Genomic DNA, 21443 nt, shown 5'->3' on the forward strand with positions numbered 1-21443 from the left:
CTTTCCTTGTCTATAGTCGGAATATTATTATTATAACAGAAGTTTTGGGAGCCACTTTAAAAAGGAAGAGATTTTTAATCGAGAGATGGTGTTGATCCATCCTTAAAGCTAGTAATTTCTTTTCAGAACATCTATATTCAATAAGGGGCTTTTTTTAGGTATGGAAAAAAGTACATCGTCGATAATGGATACAAGAAAAGAGGAATGAGAAGATGAGCAATGTATACGTTTTTGATCACCCTTTGATTCAACACAAATTGACGTATATTCGGGATAAAAATACAGGTACAAAGGAATTTCGGGAGCTAGTAGATGAGGTAGCGACCTTGATGGCATACGAAATTACTCGAGATTTACCTCTTAAAGAAGTAGAGATTGAGACACCTGTGACTACCATGACATGTAAAATGATTGAAGGAAAAAAAATCGGCTTGGTTCCCATTTTACGTGCAGGACTTGGGATGGTAGATGGCGTATTAAAATTAATTCCAGCAGCAAAAGTGGGTCATATTGGATTGTATCGTGATCCAGCGACATTGGAAGCCGTACAATATTATGCCAAAATGCCATCTGATATTGGAGAGCGTGAGTTGATTGTGATCGATCCTATGCTTGCCACAGGCGGATCAGCATCGGTTGCAATTGATCAATTGAAAAAAATTGGGGCGACAAGCATGAAGTTTATGTGCTTAATTGCTGCACCTGAAGGAATTGCCCGTTTGCAAGAAGATCATCCTGATGTTGACATTTATGTTGCAGCAGTAGATGAAAAATTAAACCAAAAGAGCTATATTGTACCAGGTTTGGGAGATGCAGGGGATAGGTTGTTTGGAACAAAATAATTTTTTCACGGAAATTACATTGTTTTTACAAGCATAATTCAAGGATATTGCAAATGTGTGACGAATTATTCACATTCTGGGGTACGAAAGCGTTGACAATGAAAGAAGGCATCCGGTAGTATTAGCAGGGGAAACGACTAATTGAGACAATTACCCTCGAACCAACAAATTTTTCACCAATACCCCATTAACTTACTTTCAATAGGGGGTTTTCCGTGTGAATCAAGATAAAAGTGCGTTACGTCTGGTAGCGATGGTTGGTTCAATGGGTACGGAAGTGATAATCCTATCTGTTGGTGGCGCTTGGTTAGGGAAACTGGCAGACGATACTTGGCATACCAAGCCTTTGTGGCTTCTTATCGGCCTAGTTTTAGGTCTTTCAATCGGTTTTGTCAGTGCTGCCTTCACGCTAAAAGCTTTTTTAAAGGAATGACTTCCCTCATGGAATCAAAACTAACCACTCGCCGTCGCGTTATGGTCCTCACTACTGGACTCCTCAGCGTGTTTCTGATCATGGTTTTTCTGACCCCGTACCGTGCTTTTTTTGGCGGACTCCTCTTGGGGACATCTGTGAGCCTGTATAATTTTTGGTACTTGTCTTGGAAGCTGGAGCTTGTACTCAAAAATGCCCTAACAGGAAACAAAATCAGAGGAACAGGAATGATCAATCGTTTCTTTGTGGTAGCTTTCGCTATGCTAATTGCGGCCAAATATCCTGCTGCATTTGATGTAAAGAGTGTACTTATTGGGCTGCCACTTTGCTATATCCTATCTATTTTCTCCTACTTTACAACTCCTAAAGCACAAAGGGGGTGACTTATCAGAATGGAATTATCACCAAAGGTTACTTTTCTCGGTTTAACTTTTGATTTAGCTGTTATAATCGGTTCGTTGCTAACTGCTGTTATCGTACTCATCATTACTATTTTAGCTACCCGCGGACGTCAAATGAGACCCGGTAAACTTCAAAATATAGTAGAGATGGTGATCGACTTTAGCCGTGGAATAGCGCGGATGAGTTTTGATGACCGGACAGCAGAAAAATATCTTGGGTTTACCTTCACTCTCTTTTTGTTTATTTTGATAGCAAACCAGCTTGGAGTTATCATGATGGTATCAGCTGAAGCCCATCATGCAGTACCAGCACTAGGGATTACAGAGGAACTTTTGCAAAAGTCTCATGAAGTTTCATGGTTAAAATCTCCTACTGCTGATCTAAATGTAACGATTTCGATGGCTGTTGCTATTGCCTTGTTTGCAAACTATATGGGACTTCGAAAAAGTGTAAAGGGATATTTTAAACACTTCTTAAGCCCGCTAGGTATACTTCATGTAATCGAAGAGTTTTCTAAACCAGCAACTCATGCTATGCGTTTATGGGCAAACATTTTTGCTGGGGAAGTTTTGATCGTTATTATGCTTACAAAAGGTCCAATCTACTTGACTGGAATACCAATGTTAGCGTGGATGGGATTCTCTGTATTCGTCGGGGCAATCCAAGCTTATATTTTTACTGTACTAGCAAATGTGTATATCGCACAAAAGATGACATCAGATCACTAAACTTTTTTGGGAGGAACATATAAATGGATTTAAATATTCTTGCAGGTGCAATCATGATCGCTTTCGCAGCACTCGGAGCTGCAATCGGTAACAGTAATCTTTTCGCAAAATATATCGAAGGGATCGCACGCCAGCCTGAATCTCAAAGCAAACTATTTGGTCAAACCATGATTTTGTTCGGATTGATCGAGGCTCTGCCAATTATTGGTGTGGCTCTTGGTATTCTTCTTCTGTTTGGAGTTATTTAAGTCAGGTAATGTGCTAGTCCAACCGCAGGGGAATTTTGCGGGATTTAGGAAAATGGGCGGGGGCACAAAATCTCCCGCTATTGTTTTAACTTTAGAAGATACAGTTTCTCTGAAAGAAGAGTAATGAAAATATATGTATTGGTTTATCCACTATAACCGAAAGGAGTGACCTCCTTTGTTAAGCTTAAATTTGGGGACAATGTTAGCTCAGTTGGTGATTTTCCTTATTCTGATGCTTTTGGTTTCTCGATTTGCACTTCGCCCTATGCTTACAACAATGCGTACAAGACAAGATTATATTGATGGACAAATCAAGTCGGCAGAACAACAACGTGCAGATGCAGAAAAACTAGTCAAGGATCAAAAAGAAGCTTTGCAACAAGCAAGAGAAGAAGCAAAAGAAATTATTGAGCGAGCAAAAGTTCAAAAAGAGCGTGAAGCGGAAGAAATTATCCGTTTAGCTAACGAAAGAGCAGAACGGTTGATACAAGAGGCGACAAACGAAATTAACCGTGAGAAAGAAAAAGCATTATCTGCTCTTCGTCTGGAAGTGGGAGAATTGAGTGTACAACTAGCTACAAAATTGATTGGTCAAGAATTGGATCAAACCAATCAATCAAAGTTGGTACACCGTTATCTTGAACAAGTAGGAAGAATGCAATGAATATATCGTTAGTAGCAAAACGATATGGAAAAGCTTTGTTTGAAGTCGCCCAAGAACATGGCTTGCTCCAAGAAATAGGGGCTGATTTGAAACTTATACTCGAATCAATTGCACGTTCGGATATTTCAAAGTGGTTATCTCATCCGGCAACTTCCTTAGAGCGGAAGAAAGCTATTTTAGAAAATAGTTTTGCAGAAGTTCAACCTCTTACCAAAAACTTTTTATATTTGCTGGTAGATGAGGGACGGGAAAATGAACTTACCGGGATTGCTGCTGAGTATAAAAGACTGGCTTTAGAGGCAACTGGTATGGCAGAAGCAGTTGTAACAGCTGCATATCCGTTGACTGCTAGTGAAAAAGCAGAACTAGTGACTACTTTTGCGGAAATAATCGGCAAGAAACTAGTTATCGAAGAACGAGTGGATTCAGATATATTAGGTGGAGTAATTGTGCAAGTAGGCGATCGCCTCTATGATGGCAGCCTCAAAACTAAATTGCTCCGTTTTCAAGAACGTCTAAATGCTTAAAGCATAGGGGTGAAAATCGGTATGAGCATTCGTGCAGAAGAGATCAGTTCGCTGATTAAAGAACGAATCGAAAATTATCAAGCGGACCTTGAAGTTAGCGATGTCGGTACCGTTATCCAAGTTGGGGACGGTATTGCCCGCGTTCACGGACTCCAAAATGCAATGGCTGGTGAACTTTTAGAGTTCAAAGGCGGCATTATGGGGATGGTTTTAAACTTAGAAGAAAATCACGTCGGGGTTGTTATTTTAGGTCCTTACAGTGAAATTCGAGAAGGCGATCAAGTAAAACGTACGGGTCGTTTGATGGAAGTACCTGTAGGAGAAGAATTACTTGGACGCGTAGTAAATCCTCTTGGGCAACCATTAGATGGAAAAGGCCCAATTAACACTACTGCATTTCGTGCTATTGAGTCCCCTGCACCTGGGGTTATCGATCGGAAATCTGTTCATGAGCCGATGCAGACTGGTATTAAAGCGATTGACTCAATGGTACCAATTGGTCGTGGACAACGGGAGTTAATCATTGGAGACCGTCAAACAGGAAAAACGACGATTGCAATCGACACGATCATCAACCAAAAAGGCAAAAATGTGGTCTGTGTATATGTAGCAATCGGACAAAAACAATCAACCATTGCACAAGTAGTAGAGAAACTACGTCGCCATGGTGCATTAGAATATACCATCATTGTAGCTGCAAGCGCATCTGATCCAGCTCCTCTTCTATTCTTGGCGCCATATGCTGGATGTTCGATGGGTGAATTTTTCATGTACAATGGCGGACATGTGCTATGTGTATATGATGATCTATCCAAACAAGCGGCTGCATACCGTGAATTATCCCTTCTTCTTCGCCGTCCGCCAGGTCGTGAAGCATACCCAGGGGATGTATTCTACTTGCACTCCCGCTTATTAGAGCGAGCTGCAAAATTATCCGATGAGCGTGGTGGCGGCTCCCTTACCGCATTGCCATTTATCGAGACACAAGCGGGCGATATTTCCGCTTATATTCCTACCAACGTAATTTCGATTACAGACGGTCAAATTTTCTTAGAGTCTAACTTGTTTTACTCAGGTGTTCGCCCAGCAGTAAACGTAGGTTTTTCCGTATCCCGTGTAGGAGGTTCTGCTCAGATCAAAGCAATGAGCAAAGTAGCGGGCAGCTTGAAACTAGACCTCTCCCAATATAACGAACTTGCGGCATTTGCTCAGTTTGGTTCTGATCTAGACCCTATTACAAGAGCAAAACTTGCACGTGGTGAGCGAGTCATTGAGATTTTGAAACAAGATGAAAATGAACCAATGGCAGTAGAAAAACAAGTTATATCTATTTACTTGGCAACCAAAGGTCATTTGGATGACATTCCAATTGCCGATGTACGCCGTTTTGAAAAAGAATTCCATTCTTTCTTGGATGCAAACCATGAAGATATTTTGGCTAGTATTCGGGAACATAAGAAGATGGAAGATGAAAATGATGAGAAATTAAAATCTGCGGTTGCAAGCTTTAAAAAAGGTTTTTCTGTAACAGCGTAAAGACTGATGAAGCCTGAGAGGAAAGGCGGGTGAATCAACGATGGCAACGATGCGAGAGATTAAATTAAAGATAAATTCTTTTGAGAAAACCAAGCAGATCACCAAAGCGATGAAAATGGTAGCTGCTTCTTATCTCCGTAAAGCACAAGAACAGGCGGAAGCAAGCCGTCCTTATGCAGAAAAACTAAAAGAAGTTATCACAGGTTTAGCACATAGTGGATCAAGTGTAAAACATCCCATGCTACAGTCACGAACAGTCTCTAAAACCGGATATTTGATCGTAACTTCAGATCGTGGGCTTGTGGGTGGTTATAACAGTAATTTGATCCGTCTGCTCATGCAGAAGTTGGAAGAACGGCATAGTTCAAAAGATGAATATGTAGTTTTTGTTATTGGACGCAAAGGTTTGGAAGTGCTGCAAAAACGCAATCTTCCCATAATCGGTCAAACGACAGGGATATCTGCTATTCCTCAGTTTTCAGAAGTAATCAATATTGCCAAAGATGCTGTGGGCAACTATGCAGATGGTAATTATGATGAACTATATTTGCTGTATAACGAGTTTGTAAACCCTGTTGTTCAGCGTCCAATGGAAAAAAGGCTCTTACCATTAGCATCCGATGAGTTGGTACAAGAAGAAAAAAGTCAAAATACCGCTTATGAATATGAGCCATCGGAAGAAGAGGTATTAGCGGAGTTGTTACCTCGATATGCGGAGACTTTGATTTATAGTGCACTTTTAGAAGGTAAAGCAAGTGAACATGCAGCACAGATGAATGCAATGGAAAATGCGACGGAAAATGCGACGGAAATTATCGGTAATTTAACTCTTGAGTTTAACCGGGCTCGTCAAGCAGCAATTACACAAGAGATTGCCGAAATTGTCGGTGGCGCCGCAGCATTATAGTTTTTGTTAAGGAGGGAATAAGATGGGTCTAGGGCGAGTTTTACAGGTAATGGGTCCTATCGTTGACGTTGAGTTTGAACGTGGACAACTACCTGAAATCAATAATGCTCTTGTGATTAAGAAAAGCGATGGAACATCGCTCACATTGGAAACAGCTCTTCATCTTGGAGATAACAACGTACGTACAATTGCTATGTCATCTACTGATGGCTTAGTTCGGGGAATGGATGTAGAAGATACAGGTGCTCCGATTTCTGTTCCAGTTGGTCGTCCATCACTTGGCCGGATTTTTAATGTGTTGGGTGAACCAATCGATGAAGCAGGTCCTGTAGATGCGAAGGAAACACTTCCAATTCACCGTTCTGCTCCAAATTTTGAAGAACAATCAACTGAACAAGAAATGCTAGAAACCGGAATCAAAGTAGTAGACTTGCTAGCACCATATGCAAAAGGTGGGAAAATCGGACTCTTTGGTGGTGCAGGTGTAGGGAAAACCGTTTTGATTCAGGAATTGATTCATAATATCGCGCAAGAACACGGTGGTCTTTCCGTATTTTCAGGTGTTGGAGAGCGTACCCGTGAAGGGAACGACCTTTACCATGAGATGAAAGACTCTGGTGTTATCAGCAAAACAGCAATGGTATTCGGTCAGATGAACGAGCCGCCAGGTGCACGTATGCGTGTTGCGTTAACTGGTCTTACTATGGCTGAATATTTCCGTGACAATGAAGGTCAAGACGTATTGTTCTTCGTTGATAACATTTTCCGTTTTACCCAAGCAGGTTCTGAAGTGTCCGCACTTCTTGGTCGTCTGCCATCAGCGGTAGGTTATCAGCCAACGCTCGCAACGGAAATGGGTCAATTGCAAGAGCGTATTACCTCGACAAAGACTGGTTCTGTAACATCTATTCAGGCGATTTACGTTCCTGCGGACGACTATACAGACCCAGCACCAGCAACTGCGTTTGCACACTTGGATGCAACCACCAACTTGGAACGTCGCCTAACACAAAAAGGTATTTTCCCAGCGGTTGATCCACTAGCTTCTTCTTCACGTATCTTATCTCCTGCGATTGTTGGAGAAGAACATTACAATGTAGCTCGTGGTGTACAACAAATCTTGCAACGTTACAATGAATTACAAGATATCATTGCAATTCTTGGTTTTGATGAACTATCGGAAGATGACAAACAATTGGTTGCTCGTGCGCGTAGGATCGAGAAGTTCCTTTCCCAAAATATGCACGTTGCAGAACAGTTTACCGGACAACCTGGGGTGTATGTACCAGTAAAAGAAACCGTTCGTGGTTTCAAAGAGATCTTGGAAGGTAAACATGATGATCTTCCTGAAGATGCTTTTTACATGGTCGGAAACATTGACGAAGCCATTGAAAAAGCAAAATCCCTTGGCGTTACCGCCTAGTGGGAGTGTTGTCAAATGAGTAAAATGCAACTGGACATCGTTACCCCAGAAAGAAAAGTTTACTCCAAAGATGTAGAAATGGTAATCACTCGTGCTGCAAATGGGGATATTGGTATTCTTCCTCACCATGCTCCACTTGTCAGCCCCTTATCTGTTACCGTTGTGAGAGTGAAAAACGAAGGTAACGAAGAGCGGATTGCGATAAGCGGAGGATTTTTGGAAGTTCGTCCAAGTGGTGTGACCATTCTTGCAGAAACAGCAGAGCTCTCTACTGATATTGATGTAGAACGAGCTGAAGCTGCTGTAGAGAGAGCCCAAGGACGGATGTCAGAACACGAAGGTGACTTAGCACGGGCGGAACTAGCACTTAAACGTGCAGTGAATCGTTTAGAAGTAGCTAAGTGGAGATAATAATACATCAAAGAAAACACTTCCTTATTCGTAGGGAAGTGTTTTTTATATGAATATCAGCATAAAAGCTCGATTCTGAAATGTAAAATTTAGTCCTATCAAAAGTTTTAATATTCGAAATGATAATTTTTGTATATCTATTACAATTCTATTTTTGTTATAATAGCTTTTAATGTCCCTGCCTAGAGAGAAGTTCATGGACAAAGAAACAGTAATTGCCAATGTCAGGATCTTGGAATGCGCTCCTTCCCCACGTTATTCCGAAGGTTGGGTCGTGAGGGTAGAGGTACCAGGGAAAGATGTTCAGGTCCTCTGCAAGACGGATGGATTTCCATTTTCTGATAAGGGTTCAGCAGTTACAGTTGCTGTGGATCGAGCGAAAAAGCTACAACAGAACTTCCCGGATGTAGAGCTCTGGAATAAAGAGGAGCCGGGAAAGAAGTCACCGATCTAGCCTCTGAAGGGAATTCTCTAGGTACCCAGCAAGATGTCATTGATACCTTGCTGGGGCCAATAACAATAAAGATAACATGGATCATGCCAAGGATGTTTCATTTGTAGAACAGGCAGCATATTGTCATAGTTATAAATAGGAAATGTTAAGGCTTAAAAATGATTCGTAACAATAATTCAAATTTTGGAATCGGATAGTCATCTCTAAGAACCAATACTCCTGAAAGAACGGTAAACGACTGAATATAAAAGAGAAATGAGAAAGCACTCTTCTTCTAAATAGAGAGTGCTCATGATTACTTCTAGATTATTACCGGCTAAAAGAAACATCCCCATTGTGAGTTTGCAGTACTAGTGAAGGGGAATTTGTATTACTTGTACCAATAACCCCTTTGAGCTGTCGATTATCACCTTCATTTGTTGATGTCAAAGTCTTTCCTTGGGTTTGAATTGGGAAATCAGATTGAACATCGCTGCCTGTAAAGTTTACATTTAATGATTTTGGATCATGTCCGACAGAAACATTGATGTCTCCATTGCTTGTAATTACTTTATTTTGTGCATAGAAGTTTTGGATAGATTGAATATGGACATCGCCATTTTCAGATTGAGCAGTAAAGGTGGAATCAATATTTTGTAAGGTGACATCACCTGAATTGGTAGTTGCTTGTAATATATTTCCTTGGTATCCATCTACATCAATATTTCCAAAAGAGGTCTGTAAAATCAAGTGGTCTTGGGGTGCTTTTTTTGATGCATCTGGATTGGAAGCGGATTGAATGTGAATGTCTCCTGATGAAGTAGAGATCGAATTTTTAGCATGAAAAGCGACTTCCGACAAGTCAATGTCTCCATGACTAGTTTGAACTGTCAGTGCTGCATTAACGTTTTGAAATTTTACGTCCCCATTATTTGTACTTGCTTTTACTGTATTTCCTTGAAAATCTTCCAACATTATATCCCCATGCTTAGATTGTAAAGCTAATGATTCATATTGTTTTTTTGGCAAATATACTCTAACTTTAGTAGGTTGTTTGATCGATCCTAGATCGAAATGAATCCATGATCTGGCATTTTCTTCGCGTTTTGCCTCTATTTCAATTGTATCGCCTTTATTCGAAAGTAGTAAATCAGTGGTGACATTTTTTCGTTTGTTTCCAGTGAAAATTGCAGATATTAGATTATTTTGACTTTGATATACCTCAATATCAATAGAATTACTTTTTACAATTACTTTTTTTGTGTTGCTCGCCTCTACTTGTTTCTGATGTTTAAAAGGGGTTTCTGACTCAAGTCCTACATTTTTATATACCAAAACAGATGCGCCTACTAAACCAATAAGAAAAAGGATAATGCCGGTTACAATAATTTTTTTCATCTGCTTTCACCTCGGATGATTCGCTGATTGGATTTTAAATAACGGGTAAAGATGTAAAAAAACTTTTTGGAAAAATACGTATTTATAGTTCCAAGAACTAACCCAATCCCTAATAATCCCATCGTCATAAAAAATAGTAATAAGATAGATTGCCAACTATCATCGCCAAAGAGCATGACTAGGACGGAGAGAGGTGAGATAACAAATGCAAAAGATACAGCATACAAAGAGATTACTACTGCTACAATAGCGAGGAAAGGGGCTAGTACAAAAACAAGATTGATAAATCCAAGCCCGAGTGAAGTAAAGACCGCTCTTGTAATACTAGAGTATGAGCGATGTTGCTCTGCATGTTCCAGATGGTATTCAGTAAGTAATTCTCTTGCAATCTTCTTAGGACTTCCCAAATTCTTTGCAATATCTTCTTCTGTTCTACCTTCAAAGACACCATGTTCAAAGTGTTCCTCATAATCAGCAATGGTTGTTTCTTGTTCCTCTTTTGGTAGTCGATGCAAGTGTCTTTTTAATTCTGCCAGAAACTCATTTTTGTTCATTTAAAATCCCTTCCTTGATCAACTGATTTACTCCGGTTGAAAATTGTTTCCATTCGTTGATTAGCTCATCTGCATACGTTTGTCCGAGATCTGTTAATTGATAATATTTTCGTGGCGGTCCCTCTGTGGATTCTACTAAGTAGGTTGTAAAGTAACCTTCTTTGGTCAACCTTCTGAGCAGTGGATAGATCGTGCCCTCTGCAATAAGGAATTTTTCGGAAATCGTATGAACCAATTCATAACCATATCTATCTTTATTTAGCGTTAATACCAGAACACATAAAGTGAGAACCCCTTTTTTGAACTGTACATTCATCTGATCACATCCAATTATCTAAAGGTACTGTGCAATGTATTGTACCTGCTGATAGAATAATATCACGCACTATTATACATTGCAAGGTACTAAATTAATTTTATTTTAGAAGGAGATTTCTGTTAAGATAGAAACCGAATTAGATATTGAAATGAATATTAGACCTTAGGCCGACCGAAAGTAAAGAGTCAATTACCTTTATAAACATTGAGGTTTAGCGCGTTTTTTACGAAGTCTTATATATCGAAATTCAACGCTAGTGGATTTTAGGAATGAGGGTCACTTGAGATTGTGGATAAATTTGAAGATGAGATTCATTATAGACAAAAAGAGATAAATGGAAGGAGAGGTGAAAAGAAGAACCGTTAAAATGAAGGAGTAATCAAATTACGTATTAAAATTTATTGATTACCCCTCTGATTGGAAATCAGTTATAAGACTTTTGACATAAAGGGAATTTTCCGAATCAAATTAGCCAATAAGTAACAAAGAGGTATCGTGACTACCACTGTTGCTGGGAATATGAATGCAGGTGTGAGGTGAAGTACTTTCCAGAAAACAATGACAGTTGTGATAATCGGAATGTGAATGATGTAAACAGTAAAGGCATTATCTGCCAATAGCCCTGAAAAATTACCTCTGCTGGGAAACCTCTTACGAAAGAGAGTGATCAAGCCAATACAAATTCCAATGCAGAATATGGATTCGCACAGGGAGTAAACGAAAGATACCCAGTTCCAGCCGCCTGCAAACGGTAGTCCACTCATAGCAAGGTATAAAGATAAGAAGAGACCAACAATCGCTGTTATGAATCCTGTTCTGCCCATCCTGTCAGAGATCGTTTGTAACCAATTGTGTTTGTAAGCAATAGTACCAACGATGAATAGTAGTATATATTGTGCAAGGTCATATCCGGATGGTGTAAACAATAGAACAACGGATTGAACGGGAGCTGAGCCTCCAGGTAGGCCAAAAGCCGGAATCCATAGTCTAACAATGAAATTTGCTGCTGCTAATACGATGGTGAAGATAATGATTTTGGTGTAGGTAAGGGCAATATGCTGGTGATCATTTGACTTTGCATGTTTTTTAATAACTTGTACCCAGAATACATAGAAATAAATGAATATCAGAAGTACTCCGACAAACCATATGGGCCCGTATGTCACATGTGAAAAATAAGTTTTCCATGTCAATGGTTCTCGATTGATAATATACGCATCGATTGCTTGGACTTGGCTAAGGACGAAATCGTAAAAGATGATAGGGATAAACAGTCGAACGAATCTATCTTGGAGAAAACGTCTGGCTCCTTTACGCTCCAAAGAAGATGGAACGAAATAACCGGAAATCAGGAAGAACAGCCCCATGAAAAAGCTTTGATTAATTGAGAGGAATAGGTTTCCAATAGTAGCTTCAATTGATCCGGGTTTGAACACATTCGTAGCAATGGAAAAGAAAACTAAGTGATGCAGTACTACCAACATGGTGAGTGTTGACCTTAGGTTATCAATAAAGAATAACCGGCCGGCTTTTTGAGACGACGATTTCCCTATAGGAGTGTTTTTTATTGTATTCATGGTAAATTCTATGTCTCCTTTTCTAAAGATGTTTAAAATCTGCATGATGCACACACATGGTCAAATGGTCGCTTTGCGAAGCAATACATATGATGAAAGGATATAGATGACAACCAATGGCATTGATCCGATCGCAAGTTCGAATGCGGAATGCTGGATGAACCAATGAAAAATATCTACCCACCATCCATAAATTAACGAACCGATGGTGGAAACAACGAAGACGGTGCTGAAGAAAATAAGCAGTCCGGTACGACCAAATCGTTGAAAGATGCTCCCTATAACAACTCCAAGAAAACACATATGCAGCATGAACACAAAACTCGTTAACAGTTGCTCCATAACTGACCCGTCATTTAAATACGAAAGGTGGAAAAAGTTTAATTTCGTACCCCATCCACCTGTCCACTGCTCTACAAGTGAAAGCAGAAACCATACAATCGCAAAGCCAGCACTTATCACAGCGAAAATGCCTGTGGTACCTAAAAAGAAATCCGTTCTTCGCACGCTTAGTCCAAGCGCAAATGGAAACATGCGAACGACAATGACGATCGCCACAACCAGCATACTAATATAGGTAGGGGCGACACTGCCGGGATAAGAGATCGGTACACCGATGAGAAAGCCGATGACAAGATTGGTACCAAAGATAAGAAAGGTAATTATCCATGGGATGAAAAACCACCATTTCGCTTTAAAGTGCATATTCATGACACCTGTTATGTGGTTCATTGTACTTCTTCCTCCTTTTTACGAGTTTTTGCACTTGTCAGATGAACGATCAGTTGTTGCAATGATATTGGAGTAAGCTCCAGCCCAAGCTCTTCTGCCTGTTTACGATCCTCTGAGCTTAGTCCTCCCATGATATGGGCTGAAAGAAATCCACCGAGCGGAGTACAATCAATCACATCTTTTTCTGCTGTAAAGCTTTCTACATTTGGTGTCTGCCCTGTGACGGTAAAAGCGCGTTCGCGAAGGGTGTCGCTATCTTCGTCGATGAGTATTTTGCCGTTGTCGATGACGAGGACATGCTCCAAGATCCGACTTACCTCGTCGATCAAGTGCGTGGATAAAATAATGGTTCGCGGGTATGCTCCGTAATCCTCAATCAATCGTTCATAGAACAAGCTTCTAGCCACAGCGTCAAGTCCCAAATAAGGTTCGTCGAATATGGTAAGCGATGCACGGCTGGCAAGGCCGATAATGATTCCGACAGTGGAGATCATTCCTCGGGAAAGCTTCTCCATTCTTCGTTTTAGTGGAAGCTGGAAATCTTCAATCAATGTATAGGCATACTCCATATCCCAGTTTGGAAAAAGTGAAGCGGCCACATCCATTACATCCATAATGCGAAAGTTTTCCGGATATTTTTGGCTTTCTTTGATGAAACAAATTTGACTGAGCGCATGACTGTTTTCATAAGGGGTTTCATCGAAAACTTTTATCTCCCCCTTTGTTGCAAATATTTGAGCAGTTATCATTTTCATGAGCGTCGTTTTGCCGGCACCATTTCTTCCGAGCAGCCCGTAAATTTTATTTACTTCGATGGAGAAACTGACATCATAGACTGCTGTTACATTTCCATACGACTTTGTCAGTCTATGGACTTCAACTGCATTATGACTCATCTCGTTTTTACCCCTCTCTTAATCATGTCTGCCAATTCATCCGACGTGATACCCAACTTATCTGCCTCTTGAATCATCTTCACGACATACTGTTCGAAGAACTGTTCTTTTCGTTTCTCCATCAACTTTGCGTGTGCCCCTTTCATAACAAACATGCCGATCCCGCGTTTTTTGTATAAAATCCCTTGATCCACTAACAAATTGACACCTTTTGCGGCCGTTGCCGGATTGATCCGATAAAAGGAAGCGAATTGATTCGTGGAGGGGACTTGCGATTCTTCGGCTAGCCCTCCTTTGATGATGTCGTCCTCTATCCGTTCAGCAATTTGTACGAAAATCGGACGACTGTCATCGATTAAACTATCCATTCCCTTCACCACCAAATTAGTTAATTACTTATGTGACCAACCATACAAGATGAAAATTTTGTTGTCAACAATTTTTTATCATTGTTTAGAAAACTCGTGGTCAGAACAAGTGAACAAAGGATAAAGTAGTTTACTAAAATTAAAATAACCCGAGTTTTTACCTCGGGTTCAGCAGTAATATACCTATTAGACCAGTGATATAGTTGGTGAATATAAGAAACAGACAGCATTAGTCGATAGGATTTGGATGTTTTCTCCTTATTTTTTCTCTGAGTATCAATGGACGGTTAAACGAAAAGAACCTTTCCATTTTTATGGAGAGGTTCTTTTCGTTTCGGAGAAAGTTTCACTTACATGTCGGTGCTATTTGATCGTCTGTGCCTGTGTAGATAAATGAGTCCGGCACGTATTTGTTCTCGCCAATTTTGTCCCACAGTTTACTGGTGCCATAAGGGCCTTTGACGGTAGAACCTTTTACTTGGCAATAGATGGTCACTGTTTTTTTATTCGCTAATTTTTGCACAACTTTTGATGACGTTTTTGGTTGCTCATGAACGGCTAATTTGCTGCCGTGGTATGTTTTGACGATCCCTGTGTGATACTTGGAAGAACATGTATTCGAGCTTTTGTATATTTTCTTGCTATAGTAGGTCACTTTGCTTGATCCAAAGTAAATCGGTTGTACAACATTGTTTTTTCTTTGTTCAAAGTGCAGGTGTGGACCAGTGGAATTACCTGTACTCCCTACATTACCGATTTGTTGTCCTGCTTGGACCACTTGGCCTTTTTGTACTGTAATTTTGCTCAAGTGAGCATACACAGTTAACCAGCCGCCGCCATGATCGATGAAGATAAATTTTCCATAGCTTTTCTTGCCTAAATTTTCAGTCCGCATGACCTTGCCAGATGCAGAAGCCACGACTGTTTTCCCATATCCTTTTCCGTTTTTTTGACTAAAGTCAATCGACAGATGTGGATTGTGGTTCTTTCGAGTTTGTCCATACCATGTTTGATTACAAGGAAATGGCATTTGAAAGTTTGGTGCAGCTAAGCTTTCGTTCGGCATGATAGTAAAACAACTAAAAAAAAGCATCAGAGATAAGTAAGTGAAAATAAATTTCCTCATATGTATACCTCCTATCCCCTTTCTTTTATATTGATATATTTAAATTCGAAATATTGTCCAAGTCAAAGGATATTTTGGTAATTTCGTTTCTAGTTATTGCTATTTCTTTTGAGCTGAGCATTTATTTGCGCTTTGATAGTTTCTTTTTCCAAAGTAATAAACTTTTTTAGAGTTAAAATAGACAGGTTTTACAGCTCCATTATGCTTCTCTTCAAAGTGTAGATGGGGAGCAGTGGAATTTCCTGAGGTGCCTACATTTCCAATCTTTTGACCTGCTTCGACTGTCTGTCCTTTCTTAACATTGATATTACTCAGGTGTGCGTAACGAGTTTCCCACCCATTTCCATGATCGATGTAGACGTAATTTCCATAACTTCTATTACCGAGGTTACCAATCTTTTTCACTTTTCCAGAGGCAGAAGCGATGACAGAATCTCCATAGCCATTTTTTCGACTAAGATCGATGGATAGCATTGGATTATGGTCTTTCCGAGTTTCTCCCTTCCACGTTTGTCCACATGGAAAAGGCATTTGAAAGGCAGGAGCAGCATAGCTTTGCTCAGGACTTATTCCGACTATAGAAAAACAAGAGAATAAAAGGACAAGAGATAAGGAATAGGCTTTTATTTTTTTCACAGAAACACCCCCTGTATATCTCTTAGAGATAAAGCAATCTTTTCCTTTATAAATGGAATTAGTTTCAAAATATAGACGAAAATCAGATCATAAATATCCATAACTCTAGTAATTTATTTTTTCTTATGTACTGAGGAACGGGATTTTTAGGAAACCGTTTCGTTCTGTTTCTATATGCAGGCAATAGAACTTAATTTGTTTATATAGACATGCCAACATATAAGGAAAAAAATACTATATAATTGTAACAGTATATTCTATTATTTGTGCATAATTAGACACAACTCTTCTTTTTTTGCTATAATCAGGTCAAAAGAAGGGTCTTTTCATAAAATTTTGTCTAGTATTGTCTAGCAAGTTGAATATGTAATTGAATAAAGATGAAGGGTAATAAAGAATTTACCTTCTAAGAAAAACCATCGGAAAAACTGGAAGCGTTTTATTTTAACAGAGGATAAATGCAAAGGGGGATTCTTTTTATGCCGATAACCAAAGCATTTCTGATCATTTCTATCTTTTTTATTATCGCAATCTTACTGCCGATAGCTGCGCTTATATTAGCTCGTATTTTGAGAGCATCAAGACCAACAGATGAAAAAGCGACAACTTATGAGAGTGGTGTTGAATCGGTTGGAAGCAGTTGGGTGCAGTTTCATGTTCGGTATTATTTGTATGCTCTCCTTTTTGTTGTGTTTGATGTGGAAGCGATATATCTTTTCCCTTGGGCAGCAGCTTATGATGTTTTGCGGTCTGATATAGGATTAGCCATCTTGTTGGAGATGGGGTTGTTTATAGGCTTTCTTGTATTGGGACTTATTTATGCTTGGAAAAAGAAGGTGTTAGAGTGGAAGTGAATTTTGAAAATATAGACCCTTTGACACGTCAAACGATGGATAGAAATGTTCTCACTACAACCTCAGATCAAGTAAAGGCATGGGCAAGAAGTAACTCGATGTGGCCTCTGACATTTGGACTTGCATGCTGTGCGATTGAAATGATGGGAACGGGAGGTTCACATTATGATCTCGATCGATTTGGTGTGATTTTCCGAGCTTCTCCCAGACAATCTGACTTGATGATTGTCGCTGGTACTGTGACGAAGAAAATGGCTCCATTGTTACGTCGGTTATATGATCAGATGCCCGAGCCAAAATGGGTCATTGCAATGGGATCGTGTGCGACTGCGGGCGGACCATATATCAAATCATATTCAGTCGTGAAAGGTGTCGACCAGATCGTACCTGTGGATGTTTATATTCCTGGATGTCCACCAAATCCTGCCGCTCTTATCTATGGCATTCATAAACTGCAAGAGAAAATACGTTATGAAGCAAAAACAGGAAAGAGGGTGACGAGTCAGTGAGTGAGGAAGAAAAAAAGCCACCTGTTCGACCAAGGCCAGCCGCCAAAAAAGCAGTAGAAGAGAAAGCGTTGCCACCTTCCCCAAAACAACCTGTTGTGGATGAGCTCGTCACTCAGCTGAAAAGGAAGTTCGGAGAACGGGCAGTCTTAGAGGGTTATATTAACCAGCCAAATGATCATTTACCTACTCTCCTTATTTCCCAGGAAATGTGGAGTGATGTTTTATCCTTTTTAAAAAATGAGCCTAGTCTGCATTTTACCTATCTACAAAATGCCTCGGCCATTGACTATGAAACACATTTAGAAGTGGTTTTTCACCTTTATGATTTAAATCGTAAAGAGCGAATCGCAGTAAAAGTAAAACTCGACCGTGAGCAAGCTGTTCTTTCGAGTGCATCCCATTTATTTGCAGCTGCAAATTGGAATGAACGGGAAATGTACGATTTAATGGGGATTCAATTTACGGGTCATCCTGAACTCAAACGAATTTTATTGCCAGATGAATGGGTAGGCCATCCACTGCGAAAAGATTATGTAGCATTGGATAAGGAGGTGTAGCCTTGATTCGGACAGAAGAAATGATTTTAAATGTTGGACCGCAGCATCCTAGTACACATGGTGTACTTCGCTTATTAGTAAAAGTGGATGGAGAACGTATTGTAGAAGCTGAACCAGTAATCGGCTACTTACATCGTGGTACCGAAAAATTAGCCGAAGATTTAACCTATACGCAAATCATCCCGTATACAGACCGAATGGATTATCTATCTGCAATGACCAACAATTATGCCATTGTACATGCAACAGAAAAGATGATGGGGTTGGAAATCCCAGAACGAGCTGAGTTTTTACGAGTAATCGTAATGGAACTAAATCGGATTGCGAGTCATTTGGTTTGGATGGGTACATACCTACTCGATATTGGAGCAATGAGTCCCTTTCTCTACGCTTTTCGAGATCGCGAGCAAATTTTGGACTTATTTAACGAGTTATGTGGAGCGAGGCTGACATACAACTATATGCGTGTCGGCGGGGTAAAATGGGATGCGCCAAGCGTTTGGATAGGCAAAGTGGAACATTTTGTTACCTACTTGCAAAAGCAAATGAAAGAGTATCATCAACTGGTAACAGGGAATGAAATATTCATGCAGCGAACGAAGGGGATTGGCGTTTATGACCAAGAGACTGCTATAAGCTTTGCTCTTTCAGGAGCTAATCTGAGAGTTACCGGTTTGAGTTGGGATTTACGCAAGGATTCACCCTATTCCATCTACGAAAAATTTACTTTTGAAGTCCCTGTAGGTGAAGCAGGTGATCTCTATCAAAAGTATCTCTGTAGAATGAGAGAGATAGATGAATCACTAAAAATAGTAGCTCAAGCAGTTGCTGACTTCCCAGCTGAAGGAAAGATCATGGGAAAAGTTCCGCGTGTTCTGCGCGTACCAGAAGGAGAAGTGTATGTTGGAATTGAATCTCCACGCGGAGAATTAGGATGTCACATCGTTAGTAAAGGGAAGGATAAACCTTGGCGGCTCAAGTTTCGTCGGCCATCTTTTTATAATTTGCAAATCCTCCCTGTATTGCTGAAAGATGAGAACATCTCTAATTTAGTAGCTATCTTGGGTGGAATCGATATTGTATTGGGAGAGGTGGATGGTTGATGAATACATTGCTCCTATACTTAGGTCCTGTTATTTTATTGTTCGTCGTGCTCGGTTTTGTCACTTATGCCATTTTAGCAGAGCGAAAAGTGATCGGCTGGATACAGGGAAGAATAGGCCCTAACCAAGTAGGACCTTGGGGACTTTTACAGACAGTGGCGGATATTTTAAAACTGTTGATCAAAGAAGATACCATTCCAAAAAATGCAGATCACAGCCTGTTTAAACTCGCTCCTATCCTTGCATTTGTGCCCTCTTTTGCCGTACTTGCAGTGATGCCATTTAGTTCTCAGATACAGTTTGCGAATATCGGTGTTGGTCTGCTTTACTATATGGCGATTTCTAGTATTACTACTATCGGCATATTGATAGGCGGATGGGCCTCCAATAATAAATATGCTCTATTAGGAGGTATGCGCTCAGCGGCTCAAATGATTAGTTATGAGATTCCGCTTGTTTTATCTGTAGTTGGAATCGTATTAACAGTTGGTTCCCTTAATTTAAATGAAATCGTCGTGGCGCAACAGAAGACATGGTTTGTATTTCCTCAAATAATTGGATTTGTTGTGTTTATCATTGCTTCTGTCTCAGAATTAAATCGTACGCCGTTTGATCTGCCTGAAGCAGAATCAGAGCTGGTAGCAGGTTACCATGTGGAGTACAGTGGTTTTCGTTTTGCTTTCTTTATGTTGTCAGAATATGTATATATTTTTGCTATGTCTTCCCTCACTACGGTTTTATTTTTAGGAGGCTGGAATGCCCCTTTTGGCCTGACATTTGTGCCGGGAATTGTTTGGTTTATCATAAAATTTTGCTTGGTCGTTTTCTTTTTATACTGGGTACGAGCGACGATGCCTCGGATTCGCGTCGATCAATTGATGCAGTTTGCGTGGAAAGTACTGCTTCCTATAGCGTTAGCAAATATTGTGATCACTACTATCTTAAAAGAAGTTCCTTTTTTTGCTCCATACTACTAAAAGGAGGGTCTTAAAAATGCTGGGTTTGATGAAAGGTTTAAATGTTACTTTGAAAAATATGGTGAAACCAAAAGTAACCTACAACTATCCCAAGGAACCCCTAAAGATGCCTGATCGATTTCGCGGGATACAATATTTTGATCCAGATAAATGTATCGTTTGCAATCAATGTGTTCGTGTCTGTCCAACTGATTGCATTTCTTTAACTGGTAAAAAAAATCCTGATCCTGAGCAAAAAGGGAAAGTGATTGATACGTACGATATCAATTTTGAAATATGCATCCTCTGTGACTTATGTACAGAAGTTTGCCCTACAGAAGCAGTGGTGATGACCAATAATTTTGAGTTATCGACGTATTCCCGTGATGAATTGTTTAAAAATAGTGAATGGTTATTTGCTAACAATGAAAATATCCGTTCTGAAAACACATTGAATCCTCTGCCAGCAAAAAAGCCAAAAGGAGGATCTCCTTCATGAATGCTGAGTTCTTCGCTTTTTCCATTTTGTCGGTTTTTGCTATAGGAGGCGCAGTTTTTTTTCTTAACTCAGTCCGCGTGATGCATATGGCTATTTCTCTTGCATTTACATTCTTTAGTCTTGCCGGAATCTATTTGTTGTTACAAGCAGAGTTTTTAGCTGTTGTACAGGTGTTGATCTATGCAGGTGGAATATCGATTTTGATGATATTTGGAATTATGCTGACAAAGCCGGAAGAAGGAAGTCCTAGTCGATCTTTTCAGTACCATCAATGGATTAGTCTTGCTACAGTAACAAGTTTTTTTGTTATTATCATGGTCATTATTTATCAATCGCCGATTTTTACCCCTTCCGAAAAGGTATCTAGTCCAAGTGTGCAAAAGATAGGCAGTATTTTATTTAAACAATATGCTATTCCATTTGAGTTAGCTTCTATTTTATTGCTGGTTGCATTAATCGGGGCTATTGTACTAGCCAGAAAGGAGCATAAGTGATATGTATTTGACTTCTTACTTGGCTTTGGCAGCTATTTTATTTTGTATTGGTCTTTATGGAGTATTGAGCAAAAGGAATGCAGTGATGTTGCTGTTTAGCGTGGAGTTGATGCTAAACGCTGTTAATTTAAATCTGGTTGCATTTTCGCGTTTAGAGTTATTTCCGAGTATAGATGGGCAAATCTTTACCTTTTTCACCATCACCGTTGCGGCAGCTGAAGCTGCGGTTGGGCTAGCAATCCTTATTTCCTTATATCGTAAAAAAGAAACAGCAGAAGCGGATCAATATAATTCCTTGAAAGGTTAGGAGG

29 protein-coding genes are annotated in these 21443 nt (G+C 39.9%); 20 read left to right on the forward strand and 9 right to left on the reverse strand.

Annotated elements, in window-relative coordinates; genetic code table 11:
* Positions 1-212 precede the first annotated feature (212 nt).
* The 12 genes from upp to AC5WOF_RS12200 all read left to right on the forward strand — a co-directional run bounded on the left by upp (position 213) and on the right by AC5WOF_RS12200 (position 8575).
* Positions 213-842, forward strand: a complete 630-nt coding sequence (upp, locus tag AC5WOF_RS12145; protein WP_496050223.1) for a uracil phosphoribosyltransferase — start codon at positions 213-215, stop codon at positions 840-842.
* Positions 843-1059: 217 nt separating this feature from the next.
* The gene (locus AC5WOF_RS12150) at positions 1060-1275 is read left to right on the forward strand and encodes an AtpZ/AtpI family protein (RefSeq protein ID WP_240875542.1); all 216 of its coding nucleotides are present in this window, start codon (positions 1060-1062) and stop codon (positions 1273-1275) included.
* Positions 1276-1283: 8 nt separating this feature from the next.
* Entirely contained in the window at positions 1284-1658 is a 375-nt protein-coding gene (locus AC5WOF_RS12155; RefSeq protein ID WP_496050224.1) for an ATP synthase subunit I, read from the forward strand.
* A 9-nt stretch (positions 1659-1667) separates the two neighbouring features.
* Complete coding sequence (gene atpB, locus AC5WOF_RS12160; protein ID WP_496050225.1) at positions 1668-2405, forward strand: F0F1 ATP synthase subunit A; 738 nt, start codon at positions 1668-1670, stop codon at positions 2403-2405.
* A 23-nt stretch (positions 2406-2428) separates the two neighbouring features.
* Positions 2429-2653, forward strand: a complete 225-nt coding sequence (atpE, locus tag AC5WOF_RS12165) for a F0F1 ATP synthase subunit C (RefSeq protein WP_160800256.1) — start codon at positions 2429-2431, stop codon at positions 2651-2653.
* A gap of 175 nt (positions 2654-2828) precedes the next feature.
* A complete protein-coding gene (gene atpF, locus AC5WOF_RS12170; protein ID WP_496050226.1) occupies positions 2829-3317 on the forward strand; it encodes a F0F1 ATP synthase subunit B in 489 nt (162 codons plus the stop codon).
* Positions 3314-3844, forward strand: coding sequence for a F0F1 ATP synthase subunit delta (locus AC5WOF_RS12175; RefSeq protein ID WP_496050227.1), 531 nt, complete (start codon positions 3314-3316; stop codon positions 3842-3844). The genes atpF and AC5WOF_RS12175 overlap by 4 nt, the downstream gene beginning before the upstream one ends.
* 21 nt (positions 3845-3865) lie before the next feature.
* Positions 3866-5380: a F0F1 ATP synthase subunit alpha gene (gene atpA / locus AC5WOF_RS12180; protein WP_496050228.1), complete on the forward strand. Its 1515-nt coding sequence runs from the start codon at positions 3866-3868 to the stop codon at positions 5378-5380.
* A 40-nt stretch (positions 5381-5420) separates the two neighbouring features.
* On the forward strand, positions 5421-6287 hold the full coding sequence (gene atpG / locus AC5WOF_RS12185; RefSeq protein ID WP_496050229.1) for an ATP synthase F1 subunit gamma: 867 nt from the start codon (positions 5421-5423) through the stop codon (positions 6285-6287).
* 22 nt (positions 6288-6309) lie between these two features.
* On the forward strand, positions 6310-7710 hold the full coding sequence (atpD, locus tag AC5WOF_RS12190; protein ID WP_496050230.1) for a F0F1 ATP synthase subunit beta: 1401 nt from the start codon (positions 6310-6312) through the stop codon (positions 7708-7710).
* Between the two features lie 15 nt (positions 7711-7725).
* On the forward strand, positions 7726-8121 hold the full coding sequence (locus AC5WOF_RS12195) for a F0F1 ATP synthase subunit epsilon (RefSeq protein ID WP_496050231.1): 396 nt from the start codon (positions 7726-7728) through the stop codon (positions 8119-8121).
* A gap of 274 nt (positions 8122-8395) precedes the next feature.
* Positions 8396-8575 carry a hypothetical protein gene (locus AC5WOF_RS12200; protein WP_496050232.1) on the forward strand — a complete coding sequence of 60 codons (180 nt, stop codon included), beginning with the start codon at positions 8396-8398 and terminating at the stop codon, positions 8573-8575.
* A 309-nt stretch (positions 8576-8884) separates the two neighbouring features.
* On the opposite strand, the gene AC5WOF_RS12205 is transcribed toward AC5WOF_RS12200, so the two are convergent.
* The 9 genes from AC5WOF_RS12205 to AC5WOF_RS12245 all read right to left on the reverse strand — a co-directional run bounded on the left by AC5WOF_RS12205 (position 8885) and on the right by AC5WOF_RS12245 (position 16160).
* Positions 8885-9952, reverse strand: coding sequence for a DUF4097 family beta strand repeat-containing protein (locus AC5WOF_RS12205; protein WP_496050233.1), 1068 nt, complete (start codon positions 9950-9952; stop codon positions 8885-8887).
* The gene (locus AC5WOF_RS12210) at positions 9949-10506 is read right to left on the reverse strand and encodes a DUF1700 domain-containing protein (RefSeq protein ID WP_496050234.1); all 558 of its coding nucleotides are present in this window, start codon (positions 10504-10506) and stop codon (positions 9949-9951) included. Before AC5WOF_RS12210 ends, AC5WOF_RS12205 begins: the two co-directional genes overlap by 4 nt.
* Complete coding sequence (locus tag AC5WOF_RS12215) at positions 10493-10822, reverse strand: PadR family transcriptional regulator (RefSeq protein ID WP_496050235.1); 330 nt, start codon at positions 10820-10822, stop codon at positions 10493-10495. The genes AC5WOF_RS12210 and AC5WOF_RS12215 overlap by 14 nt, the downstream gene beginning before the upstream one ends.
* A gap of 431 nt (positions 10823-11253) precedes the next feature.
* Complete coding sequence (locus AC5WOF_RS12220; protein ID WP_496050236.1) at positions 11254-12402, reverse strand: acyltransferase family protein; 1149 nt, start codon at positions 12400-12402, stop codon at positions 11254-11256.
* Positions 12403-12462: 60 nt separating this feature from the next.
* Positions 12463-13134, reverse strand: a complete 672-nt coding sequence (locus tag AC5WOF_RS12225) for a hypothetical protein (protein WP_496050237.1) — start codon at positions 13132-13134, stop codon at positions 12463-12465.
* Complete coding sequence (locus tag AC5WOF_RS12230; RefSeq protein WP_496050238.1) at positions 13131-14030, reverse strand: ABC transporter ATP-binding protein; 900 nt, start codon at positions 14028-14030, stop codon at positions 13131-13133. The genes AC5WOF_RS12225 and AC5WOF_RS12230 overlap by 4 nt, the downstream gene beginning before the upstream one ends.
* The gene (locus AC5WOF_RS12235; RefSeq protein WP_496050239.1) at positions 14027-14398 is read right to left on the reverse strand and encodes a GntR family transcriptional regulator; all 372 of its coding nucleotides are present in this window, start codon (positions 14396-14398) and stop codon (positions 14027-14029) included. Before AC5WOF_RS12235 ends, AC5WOF_RS12230 begins: the two co-directional genes overlap by 4 nt.
* A gap of 346 nt (positions 14399-14744) precedes the next feature.
* Positions 14745-15524: a M23 family metallopeptidase gene (locus AC5WOF_RS12240; RefSeq protein WP_496050240.1), complete on the reverse strand. Its 780-nt coding sequence runs from the start codon at positions 15522-15524 to the stop codon at positions 14745-14747.
* A gap of 99 nt (positions 15525-15623) precedes the next feature.
* The gene (locus AC5WOF_RS12245; RefSeq protein WP_496050241.1) at positions 15624-16160 is read right to left on the reverse strand and encodes a M23 family metallopeptidase; all 537 of its coding nucleotides are present in this window, start codon (positions 16158-16160) and stop codon (positions 15624-15626) included.
* A 479-nt stretch (positions 16161-16639) separates the two neighbouring features.
* Here AC5WOF_RS12245 and AC5WOF_RS12250 point away from each other — a divergent pair, with 479 nt between their 5' ends.
* Genes AC5WOF_RS12250 through nuoK form a run of 8 tightly spaced genes read left to right on the forward strand, consistent with a single transcriptional unit; the run spans position 16640 to position 21439 of the window.
* Positions 16640-17014, forward strand: a complete 375-nt coding sequence (locus tag AC5WOF_RS12250) for an NADH-quinone oxidoreductase subunit A (RefSeq protein ID WP_496050242.1) — start codon at positions 16640-16642, stop codon at positions 17012-17014.
* Positions 17015-17049: 35 nt separating this feature from the next.
* Entirely contained in the window at positions 17050-17523 is a 474-nt protein-coding gene (locus AC5WOF_RS12255) for a NuoB/complex I 20 kDa subunit family protein (RefSeq protein ID WP_496050433.1), read from the forward strand.
* Complete coding sequence (locus AC5WOF_RS12260) at positions 17520-18080, forward strand: NADH-quinone oxidoreductase subunit C (protein WP_496050243.1); 561 nt, start codon at positions 17520-17522, stop codon at positions 18078-18080. The genes AC5WOF_RS12255 and AC5WOF_RS12260 overlap by 4 nt, the downstream gene beginning before the upstream one ends.
* 2 nt (positions 18081-18082) lie before the next feature.
* Positions 18083-19183, forward strand: coding sequence for an NADH-quinone oxidoreductase subunit D (locus AC5WOF_RS12265; protein WP_496050244.1), 1101 nt, complete (start codon positions 18083-18085; stop codon positions 19181-19183).
* Positions 19183-20160 carry an NADH-quinone oxidoreductase subunit NuoH gene (gene nuoH, locus AC5WOF_RS12270; RefSeq protein ID WP_496050245.1) on the forward strand — a complete coding sequence of 326 codons (978 nt, stop codon included), beginning with the start codon at positions 19183-19185 and terminating at the stop codon, positions 20158-20160. Before AC5WOF_RS12265 ends, nuoH begins: the two co-directional genes overlap by 1 nt.
* A 16-nt stretch (positions 20161-20176) precedes the next feature.
* A complete protein-coding gene (gene nuoI / locus AC5WOF_RS12275) occupies positions 20177-20638 on the forward strand; it encodes an NADH-quinone oxidoreductase subunit NuoI (RefSeq protein WP_496050246.1) in 462 nt (153 codons plus the stop codon).
* Positions 20635-21132, forward strand: coding sequence for an NADH-quinone oxidoreductase subunit J (locus tag AC5WOF_RS12280; protein WP_496050247.1), 498 nt, complete (start codon positions 20635-20637; stop codon positions 21130-21132). The genes nuoI and AC5WOF_RS12280 overlap by 4 nt, the downstream gene beginning before the upstream one ends.
* Before the next feature lies 1 nt (position 21133).
* The gene (nuoK, locus tag AC5WOF_RS12285; protein WP_496050248.1) at positions 21134-21439 is read left to right on the forward strand and encodes an NADH-quinone oxidoreductase subunit NuoK; all 306 of its coding nucleotides are present in this window, start codon (positions 21134-21136) and stop codon (positions 21437-21439) included.
* Positions 21440-21443: the final 4 nt, after the last annotated feature.

This window comes from Shimazuella sp. NTD250 (assembly GCF_059510375.1).